The organism is Streptomyces sp. NPDC046831 (genome assembly GCF_040645305.1).
Lineage (GTDB): Bacteria > Actinomycetota > Actinomycetes > Streptomycetales > Streptomycetaceae > Streptomyces.
The window spans coordinates 84,996-108,160 of sequence record NZ_JBEYXZ010000007.1 but is presented as its reverse complement, the minus strand read 5'-3'; the positions used below and the strand labels follow the sequence as shown (position 1 = coordinate 108,160).

At 75.4% G+C, this 23,165-nt stretch carries 20 protein-coding genes; 7 read left to right on the top strand and 13 right to left on the bottom strand.

Going from position 1 to position 23,165, the window contains the following annotated elements; translation table 11 throughout:
- Positions 1-34 precede the first annotated feature (34 nt).
- Positions 35-1,399 (bottom strand): DUF6716 putative glycosyltransferase, encoded by a 1,365-nt coding sequence (locus ABZ920_RS09355; RefSeq protein WP_361500697.1) that lies wholly within the window; start codon positions 1,397-1,399, stop codon positions 35-37.
- Positions 1,400-1,597: 198 nt separating this feature from the next.
- On the opposite strand from ABZ920_RS09355, the gene ABZ920_RS09350 reads away from it, so the two are divergent.
- From ABZ920_RS09350 to ABZ920_RS09340, 3 genes are all read left to right on the top strand, one after another.
- Entirely contained in the window at positions 1,598-2,578 is a 981-nt protein-coding gene (locus ABZ920_RS09350; protein ID WP_361500695.1) for a glycosyltransferase family 2 protein, read from the top strand.
- Positions 2,578-3,930, top strand: a complete 1,353-nt coding sequence (locus ABZ920_RS09345) for a polysialyltransferase family glycosyltransferase (protein WP_361500693.1) — start codon at positions 2,578-2,580, stop codon at positions 3,928-3,930. Before ABZ920_RS09350 ends, ABZ920_RS09345 begins: the two co-directional genes overlap by 1 nt.
- A gap of 658 nt (positions 3,931-4,588) precedes the next feature.
- On the top strand, positions 4,589-5,764 hold the full coding sequence (locus ABZ920_RS09340; protein WP_361500690.1) for an acyltransferase: 1,176 nt from the start codon (positions 4,589-4,591) through the stop codon (positions 5,762-5,764).
- A gap of 82 nt (positions 5,765-5,846) precedes the next feature.
- Here ABZ920_RS09340 and ABZ920_RS09335 read toward each other — a convergent pair whose 3' ends face one another.
- From ABZ920_RS09335 to ABZ920_RS09315, 5 genes are all read right to left on the bottom strand, one after another.
- Positions 5,847-7,187, bottom strand: a complete 1,341-nt coding sequence (locus ABZ920_RS09335) for an alpha-2,8-polysialyltransferase family protein (protein ID WP_361500687.1) — start codon at positions 7,185-7,187, stop codon at positions 5,847-5,849.
- Positions 7,184-8,170: a glycosyltransferase family 2 protein gene (locus ABZ920_RS09330; protein ID WP_361500684.1), complete on the bottom strand. Its 987-nt coding sequence runs from the start codon at positions 8,168-8,170 to the stop codon at positions 7,184-7,186. The genes ABZ920_RS09335 and ABZ920_RS09330 overlap by 4 nt, the downstream gene beginning before the upstream one ends.
- 329 nt (positions 8,171-8,499) lie before the next feature.
- Positions 8,500-9,159 carry a leucine efflux protein LeuE gene (gene leuE, locus ABZ920_RS09325; RefSeq protein WP_361500681.1) on the bottom strand — a complete coding sequence of 220 codons (660 nt, stop codon included), beginning with the start codon at positions 9,157-9,159 and terminating at the stop codon, positions 8,500-8,502.
- 78 nt (positions 9,160-9,237) lie between these two features.
- Positions 9,238-9,510: a Uma2 family endonuclease gene (locus ABZ920_RS09320; protein ID WP_361500678.1), complete on the bottom strand. Its 273-nt coding sequence runs from the start codon at positions 9,508-9,510 to the stop codon at positions 9,238-9,240.
- A gap of 60 nt (positions 9,511-9,570) precedes the next feature.
- Positions 9,571-11,151 carry a methylmalonyl-CoA mutase family protein gene (locus ABZ920_RS09315; RefSeq protein WP_361500675.1) on the bottom strand — a complete coding sequence of 527 codons (1,581 nt, stop codon included), beginning with the start codon at positions 11,149-11,151 and terminating at the stop codon, positions 9,571-9,573.
- A 222-nt stretch (positions 11,152-11,373) separates the two neighbouring features.
- Between ABZ920_RS09315 and ABZ920_RS09310 the strand changes: the two genes are divergently transcribed.
- Entirely contained in the window at positions 11,374-12,282 is a 909-nt protein-coding gene (locus tag ABZ920_RS09310) for a L,D-transpeptidase family protein (protein ID WP_361500672.1), read from the top strand.
- 813 nt (positions 12,283-13,095) lie between these two features.
- Here ABZ920_RS09310 and ABZ920_RS09305 read toward each other — a convergent pair.
- The 7 genes from ABZ920_RS09305 to ABZ920_RS09275 form a co-directional block, all read right to left on the bottom strand.
- Complete coding sequence (locus ABZ920_RS09305; RefSeq protein ID WP_361500669.1) at positions 13,096-14,253, bottom strand: hypothetical protein; 1,158 nt, start codon at positions 14,251-14,253, stop codon at positions 13,096-13,098.
- Positions 14,253-14,915, bottom strand: coding sequence for an RNA polymerase sigma factor (locus tag ABZ920_RS09300; protein ID WP_361500983.1), 663 nt, complete (start codon positions 14,913-14,915; stop codon positions 14,253-14,255). Before ABZ920_RS09300 ends, ABZ920_RS09305 begins: the two co-directional genes overlap by 1 nt.
- Before the next feature lie 822 nt (positions 14,916-15,737).
- On the bottom strand, positions 15,738-16,643 hold the full coding sequence (locus tag ABZ920_RS09295) for a hypothetical protein (RefSeq protein ID WP_361500666.1): 906 nt from the start codon (positions 16,641-16,643) through the stop codon (positions 15,738-15,740).
- Between the two features lie 48 nt (positions 16,644-16,691).
- Positions 16,692-17,309: an RNA polymerase sigma factor gene (locus ABZ920_RS09290; RefSeq protein WP_361500663.1), complete on the bottom strand. Its 618-nt coding sequence runs from the start codon at positions 17,307-17,309 to the stop codon at positions 16,692-16,694.
- A 493-nt stretch (positions 17,310-17,802) separates the two neighbouring features.
- Positions 17,803-18,195: a hypothetical protein gene (locus ABZ920_RS09285; RefSeq protein WP_361500660.1), complete on the bottom strand. Its 393-nt coding sequence runs from the start codon at positions 18,193-18,195 to the stop codon at positions 17,803-17,805.
- Positions 18,196-18,339: 144 nt separating this feature from the next.
- Entirely contained in the window at positions 18,340-18,918 is a 579-nt protein-coding gene (locus ABZ920_RS09280) for a hypothetical protein (RefSeq protein ID WP_361500657.1), read from the bottom strand.
- A gap of 880 nt (positions 18,919-19,798) precedes the next feature.
- On the bottom strand, positions 19,799-21,421 hold the full coding sequence (locus tag ABZ920_RS09275; protein ID WP_361500654.1) for a glycoside hydrolase family 20 protein: 1,623 nt from the start codon (positions 21,419-21,421) through the stop codon (positions 19,799-19,801).
- 214 nt (positions 21,422-21,635) lie between these two features.
- On the opposite strand from ABZ920_RS09275, the gene ABZ920_RS09270 reads away from it, so the two are divergent.
- From ABZ920_RS09270 to ABZ920_RS09260, 3 genes are all read left to right on the top strand, one after another.
- Positions 21,636-22,124 carry a 2-oxo-4-hydroxy-4-carboxy-5-ureidoimidazoline decarboxylase gene (locus ABZ920_RS09270; protein WP_361500980.1) on the top strand — a complete coding sequence of 163 codons (489 nt, stop codon included), beginning with the start codon at positions 21,636-21,638 and terminating at the stop codon, positions 22,122-22,124.
- A gap of 149 nt (positions 22,125-22,273) precedes the next feature.
- Positions 22,274-22,654, top strand: a complete 381-nt coding sequence (gene sdhC / locus ABZ920_RS09265; protein WP_361500651.1) for a succinate dehydrogenase, cytochrome b556 subunit — start codon at positions 22,274-22,276, stop codon at positions 22,652-22,654.
- 5 nt (positions 22,655-22,659) lie between these two features.
- The gene (locus ABZ920_RS09260; protein ID WP_361500648.1) at positions 22,660-23,142 is read left to right on the top strand and encodes a succinate dehydrogenase hydrophobic membrane anchor subunit; all 483 of its coding nucleotides are present in this window, start codon (positions 22,660-22,662) and stop codon (positions 23,140-23,142) included.
- Positions 23,143-23,165: the final 23 nt, after the last annotated feature.

The window sequence follows — 23,165 nt, the reverse complement described above, 5'->3', positions numbered from 1 at the left end:
GGCTCCACTCCTTGGGGTGGCAGGGTCCGGTCGCTCACAGCTCCCCCATCCGCCGCACCACGGGCGCCACGCGCTGCACGCCGTGGCGGTAGGCGCCGCGGGCCGCGCGGCGGACGATCCGCCGCACCGGTCCGGGCTCCCTGTCTCCGGCCGCGGCGCCCGGCAGCGGGGAGCCGTCGGGGCCGAGGTGGTGGCGGGCGAGGACGCCGGGCAGGTAGCCGGGGGCGGTCGCGAGCGTGTAGTAGGGGGTGAGGGGCGGCAGTCCGCCGGGGCGGGCCAGCAGCCCGGTGATCCGGTCGCGGGCCGCGTCGAAGGCGCTGTCGTAGGACGCTCCCCCGGCGGCGACGCCCTGCCGGGCCACCCACTCCGCGTCGGGCACCGGGCGGTGCCCGGCGTCCAGCTGGTCCCAGGAGGCCAGGCAGCCGGAGCCGACGAAGTGGTGGTTGCCGAGCACCTCGCGCACGCCCAGGTCGGTGAGGACGGCGGTGGGGATGCGGCGGTGCAGGGCCTCCAGGGCTGCGGTGGAGCTGACCGTCACCAGCAGGTCGGTACGGTCCAGCACCTCTCCCATGTGCCCGTAGACGAGCCGGACGTTGGGCGGCAGGCCGGTCTTCGGGACCAGCTTCTGGTAGGGCAGTTCCTCGATGTGCGTGGTGTGCTCGCCCGGCCTGGAGCGCAGCTTGAGCAGCACCTCGCGCTCCGGGTGCAGCCGCGCGTGCCGCAGGAGCCGGTCCAGCAGGTACGCACGGTCCCGGCGGCCCGCCGGCACGGAGGGCTGCGCGGCGAAGACGACGGTGTACGGCCCGTGCCCCGGCTCCGCGGACCCGTCGCGTTCCCCGGTGCGGGGCGCGCCGCCGAGGAACGGCAGGGCCACCTCCGTCACCGCGGACGCGTCGGCGCCGACCCCCTGGTACACGGCGCGGAAACGCTCCGCGTCCTGACGGGAGTTGGCGAGGACCAGGTCCGCGCCGTGCCGCAGCAGCAGGCCGTCGGCGAGCTTCTCGTAGACGACGCCGACGTAGCCGGTGACGACGACGGGGCGCCTGCGGCGGCCCTGCCACACCCGCTTCAGGCCGTGCAGCATCGCCTGCACGCCACCGCCCACGAGGGCGAGGACGACGACGTCGTAGGGCGGCCCGTCACCGGCGTCGCCGCCCATGGCGCGCAGGAACTCCACGGCGGTCACCTCGCTCAGCGAGTCCGCGCGGACGCCGACCTCCCGCAGCTGGCGGGCGGTGGGCGTGGCGCGGCCCCGCAGGAGGTAGCCGTCGAGGCGGATGCCGGGTCCGGTGGGAGCGCCGGGGGCGACACGGTTCGCGGTGAGCGCGCCCCATTTCCACCGGGTGTCGGAGTCCGCGAGAACGGCGACGCGCAGGGCCTTCGTTGCACTTGCTGGCACGCCGACGACCGTAGGAAGGCATTTCTAGGTCCCGCCCAACCGGAACGCAACGGACGGTTAACAGCGCGCCGCCGACGGGGGAATCGGGCCGGGGCCGGCCCGCGCCGGGGCCCCGTTCACGGCATCGGCACGGGCCGTTCACCGCCCGGCAAGTCCGCGGTCAGAGCCGGTGACGGGCCGCCCCCTACCGTCACCCGCGTGGTCAAGCTCTCCGTCATCGTGCCGTTCCACGACGTGCGGCAGTACGCGCCGGACACCCTGAGGAGCCTGCGCGCGAACGCGCGTGAGGACGTCGAGTTCATCCTCGTCGACGACTGCTCGCGCGACGGGACGGCGGACGTCCTCGCGCGCGCGGAGCGGGAGCTGCCCGGCGCCGTGCTCGTCACGCACGACAGGAACGAGGGGCTGGCGACCGCGCGCAACACCGGCATCGCGCGGGCCCGCGGCGAGTACCTGACGTTCCTCGACGGCGACGACTGGGTCGCTCCCGGCCACTACCCCCAACTGCTCGCCGCCGTCGAGGAGCTGGGCTGCGACTTCGTGCGCACGGACCACGTGCAGTGCACCGGGCGGGTGCGCACCGTCCACCGCGTCCCGCACGGCCGGCGGGGTGTGGTGACGCGCCCGCGGGACGCCATCCTGCCCGCGGACCGGTCCACGTCCGTCGACTACGCCTACGCCTGGGCGGGCGTCTACCACCGCCGGCTGGCCGACCGGGGGCTGCTGCAGTTCACCGACGGGCTGCGGACGGCCGAGGACCGGCCGTGGATCTGGAAGCTGCACCGGGAGGCGGAGTCCTTCGCCGCGGTCGGCCTGCTGGGCGTGTTCTACCGCCGCGGGGTGGCCTCCTCGCTCACGCAGATCGGCGATGTGCGGCAGCTCGACTTCATCCGCGCGTTCGACCAGGTCGTCGAGGAGACGGCACGCGATCCGGAGGCGGACAGGCTGCTGCCGAAGGCGGTGCGCACCTACTGCGCGGTCATGGCGCACCACCTCGGTGCGATCGAGAGGTTCGAACCGGCCGTGGCCCGCGCGCTGCGCTCCCGCGGCGCCGCCGCCCTCAGGCGCCTGCCGCGGGACCTGCTCGACGACGTGCTGGACTCGATGGACACGCGGCGGGCGAGCCGGCTGCGGCGGCTGCGGCGCAGGCCGGTGTCCTCCAGGACGGCGGCCGCCTGATGCCCCGTACCACGCTGATCCTGTGCGCGTCGTCGCTGCGCGGCGCCGCCGTCCTGGCCGCGGCCCTGGACGCCGGACTCCTCGAGCCGGCCGACCGGCGGCTGCTGCTCGTCGCCAACGACGCCGCCAACCCGGAGACCGCGCCCGCCGTCGACGCGATGCCCGGCTTCGGCCGGCTGCGGGAGCGGTTCGACGAGGTGCTGTCCTTCAACGACGCCGTCGCCCCGTTCCATCCCCGCGACTGGGCGCCGCGCGCCGACGACGTCCCGCTGTGGGAACGCCATCTGCGGCTGCTGTGGCGCCTGGGCGACGACGAGGTCCGGCTGACCGTGGAGTCGGTCGAGGCCGGTGCCGGGCTCGCGCTGTGCCGGCTGTTCCCCGGCACCGCCGTCGACGTCCACTGCGACGGCCTCGCGGTCTACGGACCCACCAGCGACAGGATCGACCCCCTGGTCGGCACGCGGGTGGGCCGGCTGCTGCACCTCGACCTGGTACCGGGCCTGGCTCCCCTGCTGCTGGCCGAGTTCGGGGTGCGGCCGGAGCCGGTGCCCGCCGCGTCGTACCGGGACGTGGTGGGTGAACTGGCCGGGGCGGAGGACACGTTGCCCGGTGCGGGCGACCGGCCGGCGCTGCTGCTCGGCCGGTGCCTCACGGCGCCGGGCGTCCTGACCGGCGCCGAGGAGGAGGAGCTGCACCTGAGCATGGTGCGGGGCGCCGCCGCCCTCGGGCACCGCCGGCTGGTGTTCCAGGCGCACCCCGCCGCCCCGGCCCTCCGCTCCCGCCTCCTGGCGGAGGAGGCGGCCCGGCTCGGTGCCGAACTCGTCGTGCTGGACCGGCCGGTGCTCGCGGAGGCCGCCGCCGGGCGGCTGCGGCCCGCGCTGGTCGCCGGCTGCTCCCCCACCGCGCTGCTGGCGGCCGCCGGCCTCCACGGCGTCCCGGCCGCCCGGGTCGGCACCGGCACCCTGCTCGGCCGGCTGACGCCGTACCAGCACGCCGACCGCGTCCCCGTCACGATCCTGGACGCGCTGCTGCCCGGCCTGGCCGGCGACGCGGCGGTGGAGGCGTGGACGCCGCCCCCGGCCGAGCGGGTGGCCGAGCTGTCCGGGCTGCTGGCGGCGGTCGGCTACGCCATGCGGCCCAGGGTCCGCCCGGATCTGCGGGACGCCGCCGAGAGCTACCTCTCGACGCGGCTGTCGCCGCACACCTGGCGCTACTTCACGCGCGGGCGGCTCGCCGCGCTCGCGCTGCCCGGCGCGGTCCCCGCACCGCTCGCGTCCCTGCCACGCAACGCGACCGTACGCCGCCTCGCCCGGCACGCCCGGGACCTGTCACGGCGCCGGGCCCGCCCCTGACCGCCGGACCACCCGACGCGCCTCACCGGCCTACGACCCCGCCGGGACGCGTCGGCGCAACCGTCAGCCACCTCGCCCGACCCGCCAGCGACCTGCCACAGCACCGCACCCGCCCCTGACCGCCGGACCACCCGACGCGCCTCAACGACCCACGACGCCGCCGGAACCCGACGCCGCGACCGTCAGCCACCTCGCCCGGCACGCCAGCGACCTGCCACAGCACCGCACCCGCCGCTGACCGCCGGACCACCCGACGCGCGTCAACGACCCACGACCCCGCCGGGACGCGTCGGCGCGACCGTCAGCCACCTCGCCCGGCACGCCAGCGACCTGCCACAGCACCGCACCCGCCCCTGACCGCCGGACCACCCGGCGCGCAGCGCCGCACGGTGCTCCCTCGCCGCGCTCGTCGCCCGGCCGACGCCGCCCGCCGCCCTGCCGGGCGGCCCGCGGCCCCGCCGGGAGGGCGGCGGACGCGTCACCGCGGGCACCCGGGCGCCGGTCCGCGTGCCGGCCGGTCCGGGCCGGTTCACCCGGCGGACATCCGCCCGACCGCCGCACGTCCCCCGCGACTTCCCCGGCATCCGTCGGAGGTCCGTAGCGTCCCGTCATCGACGACGGGACCCCCGTACGACCCCGACTGGAAAGGCAGCCCAGGATGAACGTGGCCGACCCGGCCCTGGGACCGGCAGGCCCGGCACCGACGCTCGGCGTGCGGGTCCCGACCCCGCCGGAGGCCTCCGCGCCCCCGGCCCGGCGACCCGCGGGCGACCGCCTGCGCGCCCTGGACGGCCTGCGGCTGCTGGCGGCGCTGATGGTGTGCCTGTACCACTACGCCGGCAAGAACGGTGAGGTCGCCGCCTCCTGGCACCAGTCCCCCGGGCACCTGTTCCCGACCCTGTCGCGGGCGGCCACCTACGGCTCCCTCGGGGTGCAGTTCTTCTTCGTCATCAGCGGTTTCGTCATCTGCATGAGCAGCTGGGGGAGGACCCTGGGCGACTTCTTCCGCTCCCGCGTGGCCCGCCTCTACCCGGCCTACTGGGTGGCGCTACTCCTGGTGGGCGCCGCGTCGCTGGCGCTGCCCGTCGTCCTCGCCCCGCTGCGCCCGGACGAGTTCCTGGTGAACCTCACCATGCTCCAGCAGCCCATGGGCGTGCCGCGGGTGCTGGGCGTGTGCTGGACCCTGTGGGTCGAGATGCGCTTCTACGTGCTCTTCGCGCTGTGCGTGATCGTCAAGGGTGTCACCTACCGGCGTGTGGTGGTCTTCTGCGTCCTGTGGACGCTGGCCGGCGTCCTGGCCCGGGTCGCCGACACCCCGCTCACGGACGAGCTCGTCATGCGGGACCACGCCCCGTTCTTCGTCGGCGGACTGGCGCTCTACCTGATCCACCGCTTCGGCGGCGACCTGCTGCTGTGGGGCATCGTCGGCATGTCCTTCCTGCTGGGCCAGCGCTACGCGGTCACGGCGATGTGGCACCCGGGCATGACCGGCGACTTCCACCGCGACCCGCGCGTCGTCCAGGCGATCGTCCTCGTCGCCTTCGCCGCCGTGGCGGTGGTGGCGCTCGGCTGGGTACGCCGGGCGGACTGGCGCTGGCTGACGGTGGCCGGTGCGCTGACGTACCCGTTCTACCTGGTCCACGAGCACCTGGGCTGGTTCGCGATCCGCGTGCTGTACCGGGGCCTGGGGCTGGATGCCCACCTGACGATGGCGCTGACCGTGGCCGGGCTGCTGGGCCTGGCCTGGCTGGTGCACCGCTTCGTGGAGAAGCCCTTCGGCCCGCGGCTGAAGCGGGCGATGGCGCGGCAGGCACGCCGGCCGGGGCTGACGTAGGCGCCGCGGACCGCGCGGACGCACGGGAGGGGCACGAAGGGCCGGGCCGCCCGAGGGGCGGCCCGGCCCCGGCACGAGGGCGTCAGCTCCGCGCCGCGCGCACCCGGCGCACCACGCGCCGCACCGCCGGGTTGCGGCGCAGCGCCTCCGCGCGCACCGGGCTCCCGCCGGGCAGGCGCAGGCCGGTCAGCCGGCGCTTCCTGAAGTACCGCGGGTGCTCGGCGAGATGGGCGGTCAGCCAGTCGGCCACCTCCTCGCGCAGGTCGTGGTGCTTGCGGGGCTGCATGCAGTAACTCACCGCGCGGACCAGCGGCTCGAGCTGCCCGGCCGGCCGCGCCGGTCCGAGCGGGACGCCGGCCTCCTCGTGCTCCGCGTCCGGCAGGGCCGCGTCGATGAGGGTGAGCGGGACGCGGTTGCTGTTCTCGTACGGGGTGATGCGTTCCAGCAGCAGGTCCGTGCCGACGCGGGCCACGGGGATGCCGTAGAAGGCGGCGGCCGTCATCAGGGCCGTGGAGAAGCAGCCGACGACGAGCTTCGGCCTCAGCACGGCGAAGACCGTCTCGGCGAGGACCGGTTCGGCCAGGACGGTCAGCCGCACCCCCAGCCCGGCGGCCTCGTCCTCCAGGGACGCGTGGTACACGGCGGGCGCGCTGGGGTGGGGCTTGAACAGCACGCTGCCGTGCCCGGCGCGGGCGGCGGCCCGCAGCATGCGCAGATGGAGCTGCTGCTCCTCCTCCTGGGTGATCAGGCCGAGGGCGGACAGGTACTGGCCGAGCAGGACGGCCGTGGGAGGGTCGTCGTCCGGGACGCGCCCGGCGAGGACCGCGGCGCCCTCGCGGCCGATCCCCGCCAGGACGTCGACGATCGCCTCGGTGGGCACCGCCTCGGGCCGCACGCCGTACTCGGAGAGCAGCATCGGGCGCAGCCCCGGGACGAGGTCCAGGTGGATCACCCGGGTGATGCGGCTGCTCATGGGGTACGGGATGCGGTTGCGGGTGGGCCCGTAGCTCATCAGGCCGTCGGCGTACACGTGGATCGGGCTGTCGGCGAAGATGTCGGCCACCGCGCGCGAGGGGTTGGCCTGGAGCGACTCGCAGGCGATCTCCACGGGCTCGTCGCCCAGGTCCCAGGCGAGGCGGACGGCCCTCTCCCACAGGACGGTGTCCTGGGGGCGCGGCGACCAGCCGGCCGGGTGGTGGGGGGAGATGAACTCGTTCCAGGAGCGCACCTCGTCGAACTCCGGGCGCAGCGCCTCGAACCCGGCCATCCGGTCCAGCGGGGTGCCGACCTCGGGCACGGCGGCGGTGTTGCTGACGACGAGGATGCGGCGGCGGCCCTCGCGGGGGCCGAAGAGGCCGGCGCGGATCGCCGCGGTCACCGTCGCGGCGGCGTACTGCGTCGCGGAGAAGAAGATCTGGATCACGCGGCGACTCCCTTCATGCCGCCGCGGATGCGCCGCAGCAGGCGAACCCGTTCCTCCCCCATGCCGACGAGCGCCTCGGCGAGCTCGTCCTCCCCCATCCGGCCGAGGGCCTCGGCGGCCGTCCGCCTGAGCCTGCCCGCGACCTGCCGCTCGAACCGGCCGCGGTCGAGCAGCTGGTGGGCGATGACGACGCAGTAGGTGCGCAGCGCCTTCGTGCGCAGCGTGCCGGCGTCGGGGTCGTCGCCGAGTTCGGCGAGGACGAGGTCAAAGGCGCGGAAGAAGTCGAGCTGCCGTATGTCGCCGATCTGGGTCAGCGAGGTCGCCACCCCCCGCCGGTAGAACACGCCGTGCAGGCTCGCGACGGCGTAGGAGTCGGCGCCGCGGTGCAGTTGCCAGATCCAGGGGCGGTCCTCGGCGGTGCGCAGTCCGTCGTGGAAGCGCAGCAGCCCGCGGTCCAGGAGCCGGCGGTGGTAGACGCCGGCCCAGGCGTACGGGTAGTCGACCATCGTCGTCTCGTCGACGGGGAGGATGGAGCTCCGGGGGTCGAGGGGGGTGTGCCGGCGGCCCTCGGGGGCCCGGTGGACGGCCCGTTCGACACCGGTGACCTGGACGTGGTCGGTGCGGACGAAGTCGACGTCGAGGCGTTCGATGCGGTCCACCAGGCCGGCGAGGTGGCCGGGGGCGAGCCAGTCGTCGCCGTCGAGGAAGGTGAGGTAGCGGCCCTCCGCCGCGTCGATGCCCGTGTTGCGCGCGGTGGCCAGGCCGCCGTTGCGCTCGTGGCGGATCACCCGGCTGCGGGGCAGGCGCTTGGTCAGCTCCAGCAGTGCCTCGTAGGTCCGGTCCCTGGTCGACCGGTCCTCCACGAAGAGGAACTCGAAGTCGTCCCGGGCGTTGTTGACGAGGCTGGTCACGGTGTCCGGGAGATAGCCCTCGACGTTGAAGCAGGGCACGATCACGGACAGGGTCGGAGGACGGTTGGGCACGCGCACACCTGGGCTCTCTCGCGGGCGGATCGCTGCGACCGTAGGAGACGTGCGACGCCGGACATCGACCCTGCGGCGACCGGCAGGTGAACGTAGGGCGACCGCCTGCCCTTCCGGGCCGGTACGGCGAGGTCGGGCGGCTGACACCGCCGGCGCCCGGGCCCCGGGCGGCCGTGCGCCGGCCGCGTGCCCCGCGCACCGGCCGCGCCGCCCGCCTTCCTCGCGCCGGTGCCGCCGCGGCCCTTCGCAGCAGTGCCGCACGGCGCCGCCGCGGCCCGTCGGAGCGGTGCCGCACGCCTGCCACCGCTCCCGCCGCCACGGGTCCCGGGCTACGCGCCGGCGAGGGACAGCTTCACCGCAAAGCCGAGGAACAGCGCGCCCGCCGCCGACGTCGCCCACGCGGACAGCCGCTTGCGCCGGCGGAACGCGGCGGCCAGCCGGGTGCCGCCGAAGATCAGTGCGCTGAGGTAGAGGAAGCTCGCCACCTGGGCGAAGCCGCCGAGGACGACGAAGGAGACGGCCGGGTGGGCGTAGCCCGGGTCGACGAACTGCACGAAGAAGGCGACGAAGAAGAGGATCGCCTTGGGGTTGAAGAGGCTGACGACCAGCGCGCGCCGGTAGGGCCGTTCCCCGGCGGACCCGTGGGCGTCGGCGGCCGGGCCCTCGTCGGCGGCCTGCTCGCGGCGGGTGCGCCACATGTCCCGGGCGGCGCGCAGCATGCCGACGGCGAGCCAGGTCAGGTAGCCGGCGCCCGCGTACTTGACGACGGCGAACAGCAGCGCGTTGGCCTGGAGGAGGGAGGCGACCCCGGCCGCCGACAGCGTCATCAGCACCGTGTCCCCGCACCACACGCCGGCCGCGGCGGTGTACCCGGCCCGGACGCCGCGCCGGGCGGCGACGGACAGCACGTACAGGGAGTTGGGGCCGGGCAGGAGCACGATGAGGACGAGTCCCGCCAGGTAGGTGGGGAGGTCGATGACGCCGAACATGGCAGGAGTGTCGCACGCGCGTACGCCCCCGCGCCGTGGAGGTCCGGATGACGGGAAGTACGGGGCGGGCCGGGCCGGTCAGCCGTCCAGCAGGGTGCCGGCCGGCAGTTCGACGCGGACGCCGACGCCCTCCGGCACGGGCACGCTCTGCCCGCGCTCGAAGCGTTGGAGGACGGAGTACTTGCCGTCTTCCGGGCCGGTGTGGAGGAGCACTTCGTCGTGCTTCCGGTCGACGACGAGGTAGGCCGGGACGCCGGCCTGGGCGTAGCACTCGGTCCTGGTACCCAGATCGTCCGCCCAGTTGGACGACGTCACCTCGACGACCATGCGGAAGACGTCCGGACTTTCCACGAGCCTGACCGGGGGCGGGTGGTTTCCGCCCCCGGTCACTCGTCCGAGGGGTCGGGCGGCTCAGAACGCGTCGGACGGCACGTAGGTGCCCCAGACCTCCCGCAGCGCGTTGCACACCTCGCCGACCGTCGCGCGGGCCCTGAGGGCGTCCTTCATCGGGTACAGGACGTTGTCCTCGCCCGCGGCGGCCTTCTTCAGGGCCGCCAGGGCCACGTCCACGGCCGCCTGGTCGCGCTCGGCGCGCAGCTTCGCCAGCCGCTCCGCCTGCTGCGCCTCGATGGCGGGGTCGACACGCAGCGGCTCGTACGGCTCCTCCTCGTCGAGCTGGAAGCGGTTGACGCCCACGACCACCCGGTCGCCGGAGTCGGTCTCCTGGGCGATGCGGTACGCGCTGCGCTCGATCTCGTTCTTCTGGAAGCCGTGCTCGATGGCCGTGACCGCGCCGCCGAGGTCCTCGACCTTCCGCATGAGCTCCAGGGCGGCCGTCTCGACCTCGTCGGTCATCCGCTCGATGACGTAGGACCCGGCGAAGGGGTCGACCGTCGCGGTCACGTCCGTCTCGTAGGCCAGCACCTGCTGGGTGCGCAGGGCCAGGCGCGCGGACTTGTCCGTCGGGAGCGCGATCGCCTCGTCGAAGGAGTTGGTGTGCAGGGACTGCGTGCCGCCGAGCACGGCCGCCAGGCCCTGGACGGCGACGCGGACCAGGTTCACCTCGGGCTGCTGGGCCGTCAGCTGCACACCCGCCGTCTGCGTGTGGAAGCGCAGCATCAGCGACTTGGGGTTCTTCGCGCCGAACTCCTCCTTCATCACCCGCGCCCAGATCCGGCGGGCCGCGCGGAACTTGGCGACCTCCTCCAGGATGGTCGTGCGTGCGACGAAGAAGAACGACAGGCGGGGCGCGAAGTCGTCGACGTCCATGCCGGCCGCCACCGCCGTGCGCACGTACTCGATGCCGTCCGCCAGGGTGAACGCGATCTCCTGCGCGGGCGAGGCACCGGCCTCCGCCATGTGGTAGCCGGAGATCGAGATCGTGTTCCACTTCGGGATCTCGGCCCGGCAGTACTTGAAGATGTCGGCGATCAGGCGCAGGGAGGGCTTCGGCGGGAAGATGTACGTGCCGCGCGCGATGTACTCCTTCAGCACGTCGTTCTGGATCGTGCCCGTCAGCCGGTCCGCGGGGACGCCCTGCTCCTCGGCCACCAGTTGGTACAGCAGCAGCAGGAGGGCGGCGGGCGCGTTGATCGTCATCGACGTGGAGACCTTGTCCAGCGGGATGCCGCCGAACAGCACCCGCATGTCGTCGATCGAGTCGATGGCGACGCCGACCTTGCCGACCTCGCCGTGCGCGATCGGCGCGTCGGAGTCGTGGCCCATCTGCGTGGGCAGGTCGAAGGCGACCGACAGGCCCATCGTGCCGTTGGCGATCAGCTGCTTGTAGCGGGCGTTGGACTCCACGGCCGTGCCGAAGCCGGCGTACTGGCGCATGGTCCACGGACGGCCCGTGTACATCGTCGGGTACACACCGCGGGTGAAGGGGTACGACCCGGGCTCGCCCAGCTTCTCGGCCGGGTCCCAGCCCTCCAGGGCGTCCGGCCCGTAGACCGGCTCGATGGGCAGCCCGGACTCCGACTCGCGCGCCATGGTGTGTGCCTCCGCGTTCTTGGTTACTCGCCAGTACAGCCAGTCCTCGCCACGGACTGTAGCGGCGGCCCCGGTGTCGGGTGGAGTGCCCCACGCTGGGACGTTGCTCACAGACCGGTTCGGCCCTGTGTTCCCCACCCTGCCCCGTGGTTCGGCGTCCGTCACGCCTGGGGAGACATCGGGGGTGGACCACCGGACACCGAGGAGACGCCGGGGGGCGGTATGCGCGTGGGGGACGTCAGGAGAACGGCGGCCGCCGTCGCCGCGGCCGTGGCGCTGGCCGGGGCGTACGGCTGCACCGTCCGGCCCGGGGGCACGGCGGGCGCGGACGGCGGGCACCGGCTGCCGGTGCACATCGAGGTGCCGGCCGCCGGCGCGTCCGCGAGTCCGCCGGCCCGGGAGCCCGCGGCGCCGCCCGAGCGGCCACCCGCGGGCCGCCCCGCCCGCCCCGCACCGGGCGGCGGCGGGCAGCGCGCCGTCCCCGGCCGGACGCGGCCCGCGCCGGTGCTGTGGCGCCCCGGCGACAGCGGGCCGGACGTCCGCGAACTCCAGGCCCGGCTGCGCCAGGTCGAGTGGCTCTTCGACGGGCCGACGGGGACGTACGACGACCTCACGCAACGGGCGGTCGAGGGGTTCCAGGGCAAGCGGGGACTGCCGCGGACGGGGCGGACCGACGTCGTCACCTGGCAGCGGCTGCTGGACATGACGCACGAGCCGGGCGAGTGGGAGCTGTACCTGATGGGCGGGCAGCCCGCCGCGCCGCCCGACCCGCGCTGCCTCACCGGCCGGGTCCTGTGCATCGACAAGACCAGCCGGACGCTGCGCTGGATGATCGGCGGGCGGACCGTCTCCACGGTGTCGGTGCGGTTCGGCACGGAGCACACACCTACCCGGGAGGGGGTGTTCCAGGTCTACTGGAAGTCCCGGCACCACGTGTCCACGCTGTACGACTCCCCCATGCCGTACGCGATGTTCTTCAGCGGCGGGCAGGCCGTGCACTACTCGTACGACTTCGCGGCGCGCGGCTACGCGGGCGGGTCGCACGGCTGCGTGAACGTCCGGGACGAAGGGGCGATCGCTCAGCTGTTCGCAGAGGTGCGGGTGGGCGACAAGGTCGTCGTCTCCTGGTGACACGCGACGCGCCGGATGCGGATGCGCGGAACGCGCGGCGAGAGGGTATGCGGGGCGCGGGCGGGACCGGGGGAACGTGTCCCGCCCGCGCCAGGTGCACGAGCCGCGGGTACGGGGGGAACCCCGGCTCGGTGCGACAGCCGATGACCAGTCGGCTCACTCATTACTGCGCAGGCGCCTCCGAAAACGTCACACCCCTCGGGGAAGAAGTTCCCGGAGTGACGAACAGGCAGGTCACAGGGGTGAGGCGGACGACGCCGCGCTGGTCGGGATCCGCCGGGCGGACCGGAGCGGAGGGGCAGCGGGGGCGCGGGCTCGGGCGGCGGACCGGAACGGCTCGGTGGGGCGCGTCACGCTTCCGCCTTACACCGGGCGGGACGGGGCGGAGGGCAGCCGGTGAGCGGGCTCCGGGGGGCCGCGGACCGGGACGACGCACGCCGGGACGCCCCGAGCGCGACGCCGTCAGGCTTCCGCGATCCGCTGGGCGGACCGGGGCCGTGAGGAGCCGGGGACGCCAGCGTCGCCGGGGCGGGCTGGGTCCTGTCTGACCATGCGCGTCGTCGCCCGAAGGGCGGCCGCGCGGCGTCAGGCGCGTGCTCTCGGCGTGGGCCCCAGGCCCCCGTACGGGACGTACTCGGGTCCGGGGCCGTGCGGCGAGTGGGGGTACCCCCTGGTCGAGCGAAGCCGAGAGCCTGGGGGAGCGTGCAGGGCGTCGCGCGGCAGACGCGCATGGTCAGACAGGGCCTGGCCCAGAACTAGGTGTGCTGTCGGGAGGCTGGGGCCGGCGGGAGGTGTGTGCCCGGGACGGCCAGGTCAGACGGTGGGGCAGGTGGGGCGCGGCGACGGGGCCAGGGCGGTGGACGACGGCCTGGCCCCGGACGGGGTGCGTCCCGCCGCGGCGGACGCGGGGCTCGGCGCGGCTCCGGCGCCCATCCCCAAACGGTGGCCGCCTCTGTCGTTCCCGTCGTCGTCGCCGCCCTGGCCGTTCTTGTCCTTCTGCCCGCCCTGGCCCTTGGCCGCGTTGCCGCCGCCGTCGCCACCGCCCTGACCGTGGCTGTTCCCCTTGCCGGCGCCCGTGCTGCTGCCCTGGCCGTCGCTGTTGCCGTTGCCGTTGCCGTTGCCGTTGCCCGTGTTCCTGCCCTGGCCGGTGCTGCCCTCGCCGGGGCCCGTGCCCTTGCCCTGTCCCTTGTCGCCCTTGTCCCCCTTGCCGCTGGAGCCGGGGTCGCCCGGCCTCAGGACGCCCCTGCAGTACGCCTCCACGTGCGCGGAGCCGCCCGCCGCCCGCTCCAGGGCGCGTCTGCGGCCGGGGGCGAGGCTCGCGCCGTCGCGCAGGTCGCGGCAGGCGGAGGCCATGCGCTGCGGGCCGCCCGGGACGCCGTGCGCGTCGTCCGCACCGGAGCCGGGTCCCGGGGACGGGGCGGAGCCGTCACCGGCCGTCGCGTCGTCACGGCCGGCACCGCCGGAGGGATCACCAGGGGCCGCAGGACCGGAGCCGCCGCCCGACGACGGAGAGCCGGGCGTCCGGGTGGGAGCCTCCACGGACGCGGCCGGGCCCGGTTCACCGAAACCGAACGGCGTGGGCAGCACGCCGGTGGTCGCGGCGGCGACCCCGCCGACCGCGCCGACCGCGAGCGCGGCGCACACGGCGAAGCGGACGGGGCGGCCCCAGCGGGCACGCCCCGCGCCGGAGGGGCGGCCCCCGATACGGACCACTTCCGCGTCGCCGGCGCCGGCGACGGCCGAGCCCGGGTCGGCCTGCTCCGCGCGCATCTCGCGGAAGGCGGCCAGCGCGGCGGCCTCGCCGGGAAGTTCGACGTCGGCCGGGACACTCGTGGGGGACAGGGCGTTCAGCGCCGCGGCGAGCCGTTCGGCCTGGTCACGGGTGGTGGCGTCGGCGGTGTCCGGTGACTCCCCGCGCAGCAGACGCTCCGCCGTTTCGCGGTCCAGCCACCCGTGCTGCTCATCGGCCATCACATGTCCCTCTGCGTCCGGGCCCGGAGATGCGTCACACCGGCGGACGTCACCGCGCGGCCGCGCGGTTCTCGCTGAGCCGGCAGCGCGTCGAGCGCGCCGGGGGATTCCGGATCGGTGCCGAGGAGTTCGGCGAGCCGCTTCAGACCACGGTGAGCGGCGGTGCGCACGGCGCCGGGCCGCTTGCCGAGCGTCTCGGCGGCGGTCTTGGCGTCCAGGCCCACGACGACGCGCAACACCACGGCCTCGGCCTGGTCCTGCGGCAGCCGGGCGATCAGTGAGAGGGCCCTGTCGGTGGCGAGGGCCTCCATGGCCTCGCCCGCGGTGTCGCACTCCGCCGCCCTGCCGGTCAGTTCCGTTTCGTCGCCGCCGATCGCGGGACGGCGGCCGCGCATGCGTATGTGGTCCAGGGCCCGGTTGCGGGCGATCCGCGCGGCCCAGCCGCGGAACCGGTCGGCGTCGCCGCTGAACCGCTCCAGGTCCCGGGCGATCTGCAGCCAGGCCTCGGACGCCACGTCCTCGGCGTCCGGCTCGCCGACCAGTGTGCGTACGTATCCGAGCAGCCGTGGGTGCACGGCGCGGTACACAGTCCGGAACGCGGTCTCGTCCCCGTCCTGTGCCGCAAGCACCGCGGCGGTCAGCTCCGCGTCGTCCCCCAGCACCCGTGGTTCCTCAGTCGATCGGTGCAGCTCCTGGCCGCCGATGGTTGCGGCGATCATGCATCGTCCCCGCCCGGCGCGAAAGGCACGTTACGGCGTCAATCCACTCCCGTCCATGACCGTACAACGTGCAACTAACCCAGACGAGGTGAGGTGTGACAGAAAACGCACGCCCGGCGCTGTAGGAAGTACGGGCCGCCGCGCGGCCCGTGCCGCGCGACGGCCGGGGCCTCTCCTGTGGGGGGTGGCGGCCCCGGCCGTTGCCTCGGCGAGCGGTCCGGAGCCCCTCGGCACGGCGCCGGAAGCCACCCGCGAACGCCGGCGCGGACTCCATCGACTGCGTCTCCGGATCCCCTCCGGGCCCGGACTCACGATGCACGCGGCTGAAGCCCACGTTTCCCGGTGCGAAGCCCGCGCTCACCGCTCCCGTGTCACGGCGCAGCACCCTGTTCAAGACCGACGCTCCACGACGCCGGACCGGACCACGCTGAGCCTCCCCGCGCAGGGCAGAGGCCGCGCTCAGGACTCCCTCACGTCGGACGGTCCGCAGCCCCGGTCAGGCGCGAGCCGCACCGCTCAGTGCCCACCCGGCCCGATGCGCCGGAGCCGCGTCACAGCGCCCGGGCCGGAGCCCGACCGCCCCGCGGCCCCTCGCCGGCCGCGCCACCGCGGACGGCCCTGTCCGCCCCTCGCGCCACCGCAGACGACTTTGTCCGCCGGTCCCGCCCCCGCGGACGGCCCCATCCGCCGCTCATCCCACCACCGGTCGTCCCGCGCCCGTCAGTGCCGCGCCCGTCGGCGCGGCCCCCGTCGGCGCCGCGCCCGTCAGTGCTGCGCTCCGGCCTTGTCGTTCGGGTCCTGGCCCGTTCCGGCGCTGCCGCCGTTCGCGTCCTGGCCGGTTCCGGCGTCGGCGTCGTTCCCCCGGCCAGTGGTGCCGTTCGTGCCGTCCGTGCCGCCGCCCGCGCCGCCACCGCTCGCCGCGTTCCCCGGATCGGCCGCACCGCCCGGCGCCGCCGGGCTCGCGGCCGCCGAGCCGCCCGGGGCCGCGGGTCGCCCGGTGCCGCCGGCGCCGTTCGAGCCCTTCGCGGCCGGTGTCCCGCCGGTCCGCTCCGCGCAGTACCGGGCGACGTTCTCCTCGCCGCCTGCGGCCGCGACGAGCCACCGCCAGGCCCGCGCGTCCAGCGCCTGGCCCCGCCCGCGGACCTGCTCGTAGGCGCGGCAGTGTGCATCGGCGGCCGGTGCGGCGGCGGCCGGTTGGTCCGGCGTTGCCGGAGCGGTCGATACACCGGTGCGGGGCGCCGCCGCGGAGGGGTCGGCCGGGGCGTCGGAGGACCGGTGGGGCCGCCCGTCCTCGGGTCCGCGGCCCGACGAACCGGCCGTGCCGATCGCCGCGACCGCGACGCCGCCCAGGGTCAGACTCGCCGCGAACACGCCCAGGAGGGCCTTCACCGGGAGACGCGCGCGCCCGTGTCCGCGCGGCCGCCAGTCGTCACCGCTGCGGGTGCGCGTCCCGCGGGCCCCGGCCGTCGTCCGGGCGGCGCGGAACGCCGCCACCGCCCGCTGCTCGGCCTCGGCGTCGAGGGCGCCGCCGCGCAGGGCGGTGGCGAGCATCGCCTGCAGCGCCGCGCCGTCCGGTGCGTGCTCGGGACCGGGCACGGTACCCGCCGGGTGTACGCGCCGACGGCCGCCCGCGCCGCCGTCGCCCTGCCGCTCACCCATGTCCGTACCCATCCCGGTCCGACGGTCGGCCGTCCTGGCCGTGCAGGCCGCCGTTGCCGTTCACTTCGACTCCCCCAGCGCGCCGGGGCCGTCCTTCGTCACACCTGCCGCGCCCAGCTGGCCGGCCAGACGCTTCAGCCCCCGGTACGCGGCCGTCCGCACCGCGCCGGGGCGCTTGCCGAGGACCCGTGCGGTCGCGGGGCCGTCCAGGCCGACGACGACGCGCAGCAGGACCGCCTCCGCCTGGTCGCGAGGCAGGGCGCGGACCAGCTCCAGGGCGCGCTCGGTGGAGAGCGACTCCAGCGCCTGCTCATGGGTGCTGTGCGCACCGGGCAGGTCCAGCACGTCCTGTTCCAGCGCCGTCGACCGGGGCCGCACGCGCTGGCGCCGCAGGTGGTCCAGTGCCCGGTGCCGGGCGATGGTCGCCGTCCACCCGCGGAACCCGGCGCCGTCACCCTTGAACCGGCCCAGGTCACGGGCTATCTCCAGCCAGGCGTCGGACGCCACGTCCTCGGCGTCGTCGCCGACGATCCCGCGAAGATAGCCGAGCAGCCCGGGCTGCACGATCCGGTAGGCGACCGCGAAGGCCGCCTCGTCCCCCTCCTGGGCCCGCGCGACCGCCGCGCCCAGCTCCCCGTCGTGCGCCTGCCGGCGACGGGGTTCCCCTGCCTGGCCCAAGAGTGTCCTCGTTCGTGCCGAGTTCGTAGCCACCGCGTGGCGCCATCCCCACCGTGCGACAGGCTCCGGCCGTGTCCACGCCCCCATGGTCATCAGCGCCGGGGTGCACGGAAGTGTCACAGTCCGCCCCCCGTCCCGGACCGGCCGCCCCGGTACGGCCGGGGACCCGCGCCCGGCGGACCGCCGCGGTCCGGCACGGACGCCGGAACGGCATCGGGCGGGGCGGTCGCCGCCCGCTCCGGTTCGGCCGCGCCCCAGCGCGGACCGGGCGCCCGAGCCGGGACCGCCACCACCGCGAGCGGGGAGCCGGCGGTGCACCCGCCGCCCCCGACCGCCTCGCGCCGAGGCAGGGCGGACAGCGCCGGAGCCCGGCCCGGTGCCCCAGCGGGCGCCGCCCGCGCCCGGAGCCTGCGTACGGCCGCCGTGAGGGACGCGGTGACCCGGCTCGGGCATCCCGTCCCCGCCGCCGGAGCCACCGGAGCGCTCGCCGCCGTCAGCGGCCGGCCGTGCCCGCCGCGTCCCGGCACAGCAGCCGCAGGGACCCGTGCCCGGTGAAGCAGCGGCGGGCCTCGTCGATCGGGTCCCACAGGCGGCCGTCGGAGGTGCGGACCCAGTGGTCGCCGCCGGTCGTCCACCAGTCCCCGCCGGCCTGCCGGACGATCACCTCCCCGGCGTACGCGCCGAGGCCGCGCAGCACGTTCTCCACCGCGGCGGGCGGTGTGCCCTCCCGCCGCAGGTCGTCGATCATCCGGTCGACGCGCCACAGGCTCTGCGCCGAATAGTCCAGGCGCATCCGGGCCCCCTCGCGCATCGTCGCCACGGCGTCCGCCGCCCACCGCACCGGTTTCGCGGCGGCCTGCGGCCTGGTCTGCTGCTGAGTCGTCACGTCCTGCGCTGTCACATAGGGAAGAGCGAGCCCGGCGCCCGATCCGTCACCCGGATCCGGCGGCTGCCCGCGATCGGCGCACGATCGCCCCACCGTGGACGCAGGACGCTCACGGAACCTCTGCCGCGGCGGAGGACCACGCGGTCACCCGCGCCCCCGCGCCCGGCGGGACACCACCGCCCGCAGCACCCGGCGGCCCTCGGTGGACACCTCCAGCGCCTGGCGGACCCCGGCCGGGCCGTGACCGGCCAGCAGTTCGAGGACGGCGATCTGACGGCGCACCTCGGCGGCGACGAGCGGGGACACGTCCTCCGCGCCGCCCTCGCGGCAGGAGTCGACGGGGACCGTGTCCTCGGCGGGCTCGGCGGGGTCCAGCAGCCGGTGGATCCGGAGCGAGGCGATCGAGCAGGCGTCGGCCCACGCGCGCACCTCGGCCGCGGTCCGGGCGGACGGCGCCGTGGCGAGCATGTGGCGGGCGAGCCGCGCGGCCTCGTCCTCGGCGGTCCCGTCGGCGCCGGTGCCGTCCAGCGCACCGCGGGCCTTCTCGAGACGGCCGGACCAGTCGTCGCCGTCGTCCTCGCCGCCGTCCGCGAGACTCGCCCACAGCGGCCGCAGCACCTCGTCGTCACCGCCGAGCAGGGGAACGCACCGATCCAAACAAGCCAGTCCGCTGGCGGCCAGTCCGCGCTCGTCGGCCCGCGCGATCAGTTCGACCAGGCTCATCCACGTCTCCCTCGCCAGGGCGCCGACCTTCACGGAGCCCGCACTTGCCCTTACTGCGTGCGATCGCCCGGTAGTGTCACACGAGCACCACACGCAGTGAAGTGGCTGGGCGAAAGAAAGTTTTCGGCCAGTCGGTGAGGAACGCGGTCACTCCGGGGAAGAGCCCGGAGGCGAGCCGGCCCGACCGCCGCCCGGCGCGGCACCCCTCCGGTGTTCCGGACGAAGCCCGGGCGGCCCTGCGCCCGGACGCCCGCCGCCCCCGCGGCCCCGCCACGCCCGGCGCCCCGCCACGCCCGGCGCCCCGGCGAACCCACGGCGCACCGGCATCCCCGCGGCCCGGCAGCCGACGTCCCCGCATCCCGACGGCCCCAAGCAGCCGGCGTCCCGACGGCTCCGCGTCCCGACGCCCCCACCTCCCGGCGCCCCCGCGTCCCGGCATCCCGGCGTCCCCGGATCGGCGACGGCTCCGCGTCCCGACGCCCCCGCCTCTCGGCGCCCCCGCGTCCCCGCGTCCCGGCGGCCCGGCGCCCTCGCCTCCCGGCGTCCCCGCCTCCCGACGCCCCCACCTCCCGGCGCCCCCGCGTCCCGGCGGCCCGGCGCCCTCGCCTCCCGGCGTCCCCGCCTCCCGACGCCCCCACCTCCCGGCGCCCGCGCGTCCCCGCGTCCCGGCGGCCCGGCGCCCTCGCCTCCCGGCGTCCCCGCATCCCGATGGCTCCGCGTCCCGACGCCCCCACCTCCCGGCGCCCCCGCGTCCCCGCCTCCCGGCGTCCCCGGATCGGCGACGGCTCCGCGTCCCGACGCCCCCGCCTCGCGGCGCCCCAGCGTCCCGGCGCCCAGGCGTCCCAGCCTCGCGGCGCCCCGGCGTCCCGGCGCCCTCGCGTCAGCCCAGCTTCCCCGCCAGGGCCCTGAACTCCGTCCACGACAGTGCCGGCGTGCGCGGGTCCCACAGTTTCTGGACGGTCGCCCGCAGCGGCATGCGGATGCCTGCGGCCACCTGCTCCGGGGTCTGCGCGTTCGGGCGGTCGCCCCAGACCGCGAGGGAGCCGCCCAGTATCTGGCCGTCGTACCGCGCGGGCACCGCCTGCGTGCCACGCAGCACACGCGGGGTCCACTGCTCGTAGATGCGCTGCCCGGTCGGGTAGACGAAGGTCAGCGGCTCGCCGAGGACGTAGTAGAGGTACTCGTCGTTGTAGTTGATCACCTTGCGGCCGGCGCCCAGGTACTCGGCCGGCTGGCGGGCGCCGATCTCCTTGCCGGTCCAGTAGGCGACCTCGATCTCCTTCGCGGCCTGCACCGAGGTGCCGCGCAAGAAGCCGTCGTTCCAGGCGCGCGGGGTGCGGTCGTGCGCGCGGACGGTGGCGGCGCGGTCGTTCAGCCAGCCCGTGGTGAGGTCGGAGACGGTGGCGCCGGAGCCGTAGGCGGCCCGCGCGGCGGCGGCCAGCTGCGGGTAGGCCGTCGAGGGGCTGGACGCCGTCAGGGCCTGGTACTCGTCGGCGCCCAGGTGCCAGGAGGCGCCGGGGAACAGCCCGGCGTACTCGTCGAGGAGGTCGTCCAGGAGGGCGCCCGAGGCGTCCTTGGATATGTCGATCGCCCCGCGCGTGGGCACGCCCTGGGCGTTGCGCAGCTGGAGCTCGGGGTGGGCGGCGAGGACCGCGCCGAGGTGGCCGGGCGAGTCGATCTCCGGGACGACGGTGATGTGCCGGGCGGCGGCGAGGTCGACGATCCGCTTGACCTGCGCCTTCGTCAGGTGGGTCGGGGAGACGATCTCCGGGTGCGTGTCGGACTGGATGCGGAAACCCTGGTCGTCGGAGAAGTGCAGGCCCAGCTCGTTGTACTTCAGGTCGCCGAGCTCGCGTACGCGGTCCTCGATCCAGTCGGCCGGGTACGGCTTGCGCGCGATGTCCAGCATCAGGCCGCGGCGCGGCTTGGCCGGCTCGTCCTTCACGACGCCTTCCGGGGCCGTGCCGCCGGCGTGCACCTCCTGCTTCAGGGTGCGGGTGCCGTAGAAGACCCCGGCTTCGGCCGGGCCGCTGATGGTGACCCGGCCGTCGCGCACGGTCATGGTGTACGACTCGGCGTTGCCGCCGCCACCGCTCAGCGCCAGCCGTACGTCGCCGGGGCGGGCGTCGTTCTTCTCGCCGCCGTACGCCAGGCCCAGCTCGCCGGCGATCAGGCGGCCCTCGTCGGCGAGGCCCGGGTCGCCGACCACGACGCGCTCACCGCTCGCCGGCCGCCACCCCGGTCCGCGGGCCGGGGTGTGGGAGCGCACGGCGGGGATCGTGCGCGGTGCCTGGGAGAGGGGGTAGCTGCGCGTGGGACTAGGGCTCGGAGCCGCGGCGGAGGTGCCCGCCCGCGAGCCCGCCGAGTCCGCCGGGGACTCCCCGCCGGAGGCCCACAGACCGACTCCGACACCGAGCCCGATCGTCACCGCGACCGCTCCGGCCGCCAGTGCCTGCCCGTGTCGGACCTTCTTCGCCGGCGCCCGGCGCCTGTGCTGGCTCACTCAGCCAACCTAAAGCCTCGGCGCGCCCGGCGCGTCCACAGGGCGTTCTCAAACTCTCCCGTCCGAGTGAGATTCGGGCATGCGTCGGACAGGTGACGACCATGACCGATAACGTTGCGGCACATCCATCACACCATCACCCGCCCCCGCACGTGACGTCCACGAGGGGCGTCGCCGCATCCATCGCCGAGGACCCACGCTGCCCGCGCAGAATCTGGAGCACTTCAACACCGCCCCGGCCGCCGAGGCCCGTCATCTTCTCCTGACCTGCCTGCGCAGCCCGCGCTGGGCCCGGCGGGTCGCCGACCACCGCCCGTACCCGGACCTGGGCGCCCTGCTGGCCGCCGCCGACGAGGCCGCCTACGACCTGACGCGGGCGGACCTGGCCGACGCCCTGGCGGGCGAGGCGCTGCCGGCCCTGCCCGGCGACACGTACGCCGCCGCGTCCACGGCCCTGAGGGCCGCCTGCGCCGCCTACGAGGCGAAGTTCGGCCACGCCTTCGCCATCTGCCTGGACGGAATCGCGGCCGGCGAGCTGCTCGACCGGGTCCTGGGCGCGATCCGGTCCCGGCTGGGGAACGATCCGGAGGAGGAGCGGGTCGTGGCGAGCGAGGAGCTGCGCAGACTGGCCCGGGGCCGGCTGACGCGGCTCGCCGGGCGCGCGGGGGACCGTCCGGCCCGTAGCCCGTCCGTGCCCCTTTGAGTGCGGGTTCGCTCACATACACGGCCCCCCATGTAAGCGCCACACATACCGGTCGCTACGATGCTGGGGGCCGGTGGACCGTACCCGGCCGGGCCCGACCGACCCCGAAGCCGGCGCGGCCCTTAGTCCCCGCTCCCGGAGGGATTTCCGTGCCGGCTGGAACGCTGTACCGCGGCCGGGAAGGAATGTGGTCCTGGGTGGCTCACCGAGTCACCGGCGTCCTCATCTTCTTCTTCCTGTTCGTACACGTGCTGGACACCGCTCTCGTCCGTGTCTCCCCCGAGGACTACGACAAGGTCGTAGCCACGTACAAGACGCCGATCGTCGCCGTGCTGGAGTACGGCCTGGTCGCCGCCATCCTCTTCCACGCGCTCAACGGCCTGCGGATCGTCGCCGTCGACTTCTGGTGGAAGGGCACCCGCTACCAGAAGCAGATGCTCTGGGCCGTCGTCGCCGTGTGGGTCGTGCTGATGATCGGGGCGATCTACCCCGTCCTCGGCCACGCCGCTCGAGTCCTGTTCGGGAGCTGACGCGTATGTCCACCACTGACACCAACGCCTCCGGTATCGGCCCCGTCGAGGGCGCGTCCGGTTACAGCGTCGAGAACCCGGCGCCCTACCTCCAGGCCCCGCGCACGCGCACCAGGAAGACGCCGCGGTCCACCCGTGGCAACTTCGAGATGTACGGCTGGCTGTTCATGCGCCTGTCCGGCGTGGTGCTGGTCGTCCTCGTGCTCGGCCACCTGCTGATCCAGCTGGTCCTGGACGGCGGCGTCTCGAAGATCGGCTTCGCCTTCGTGGCCGGTCGCTGGGCCTCGCCCTTCTGGCAGGTCTGGGACCTCGCCATGCTGTGGCTGGCCATGCTGCACGGTGGCAACGGCCTGCGGACGGTCATCAACGACTACGCGGAGCGCGCGGGCACCCGGCTGTGGCTGAAGGCACTGCTCTACACCGCCACGGTGTTCACCATCCTGCTGGGCACGCTGGTGATCTTCACCTTCGACCCGAACATCCGCTAGGCCCCGGGACCGAGGTAATCCTG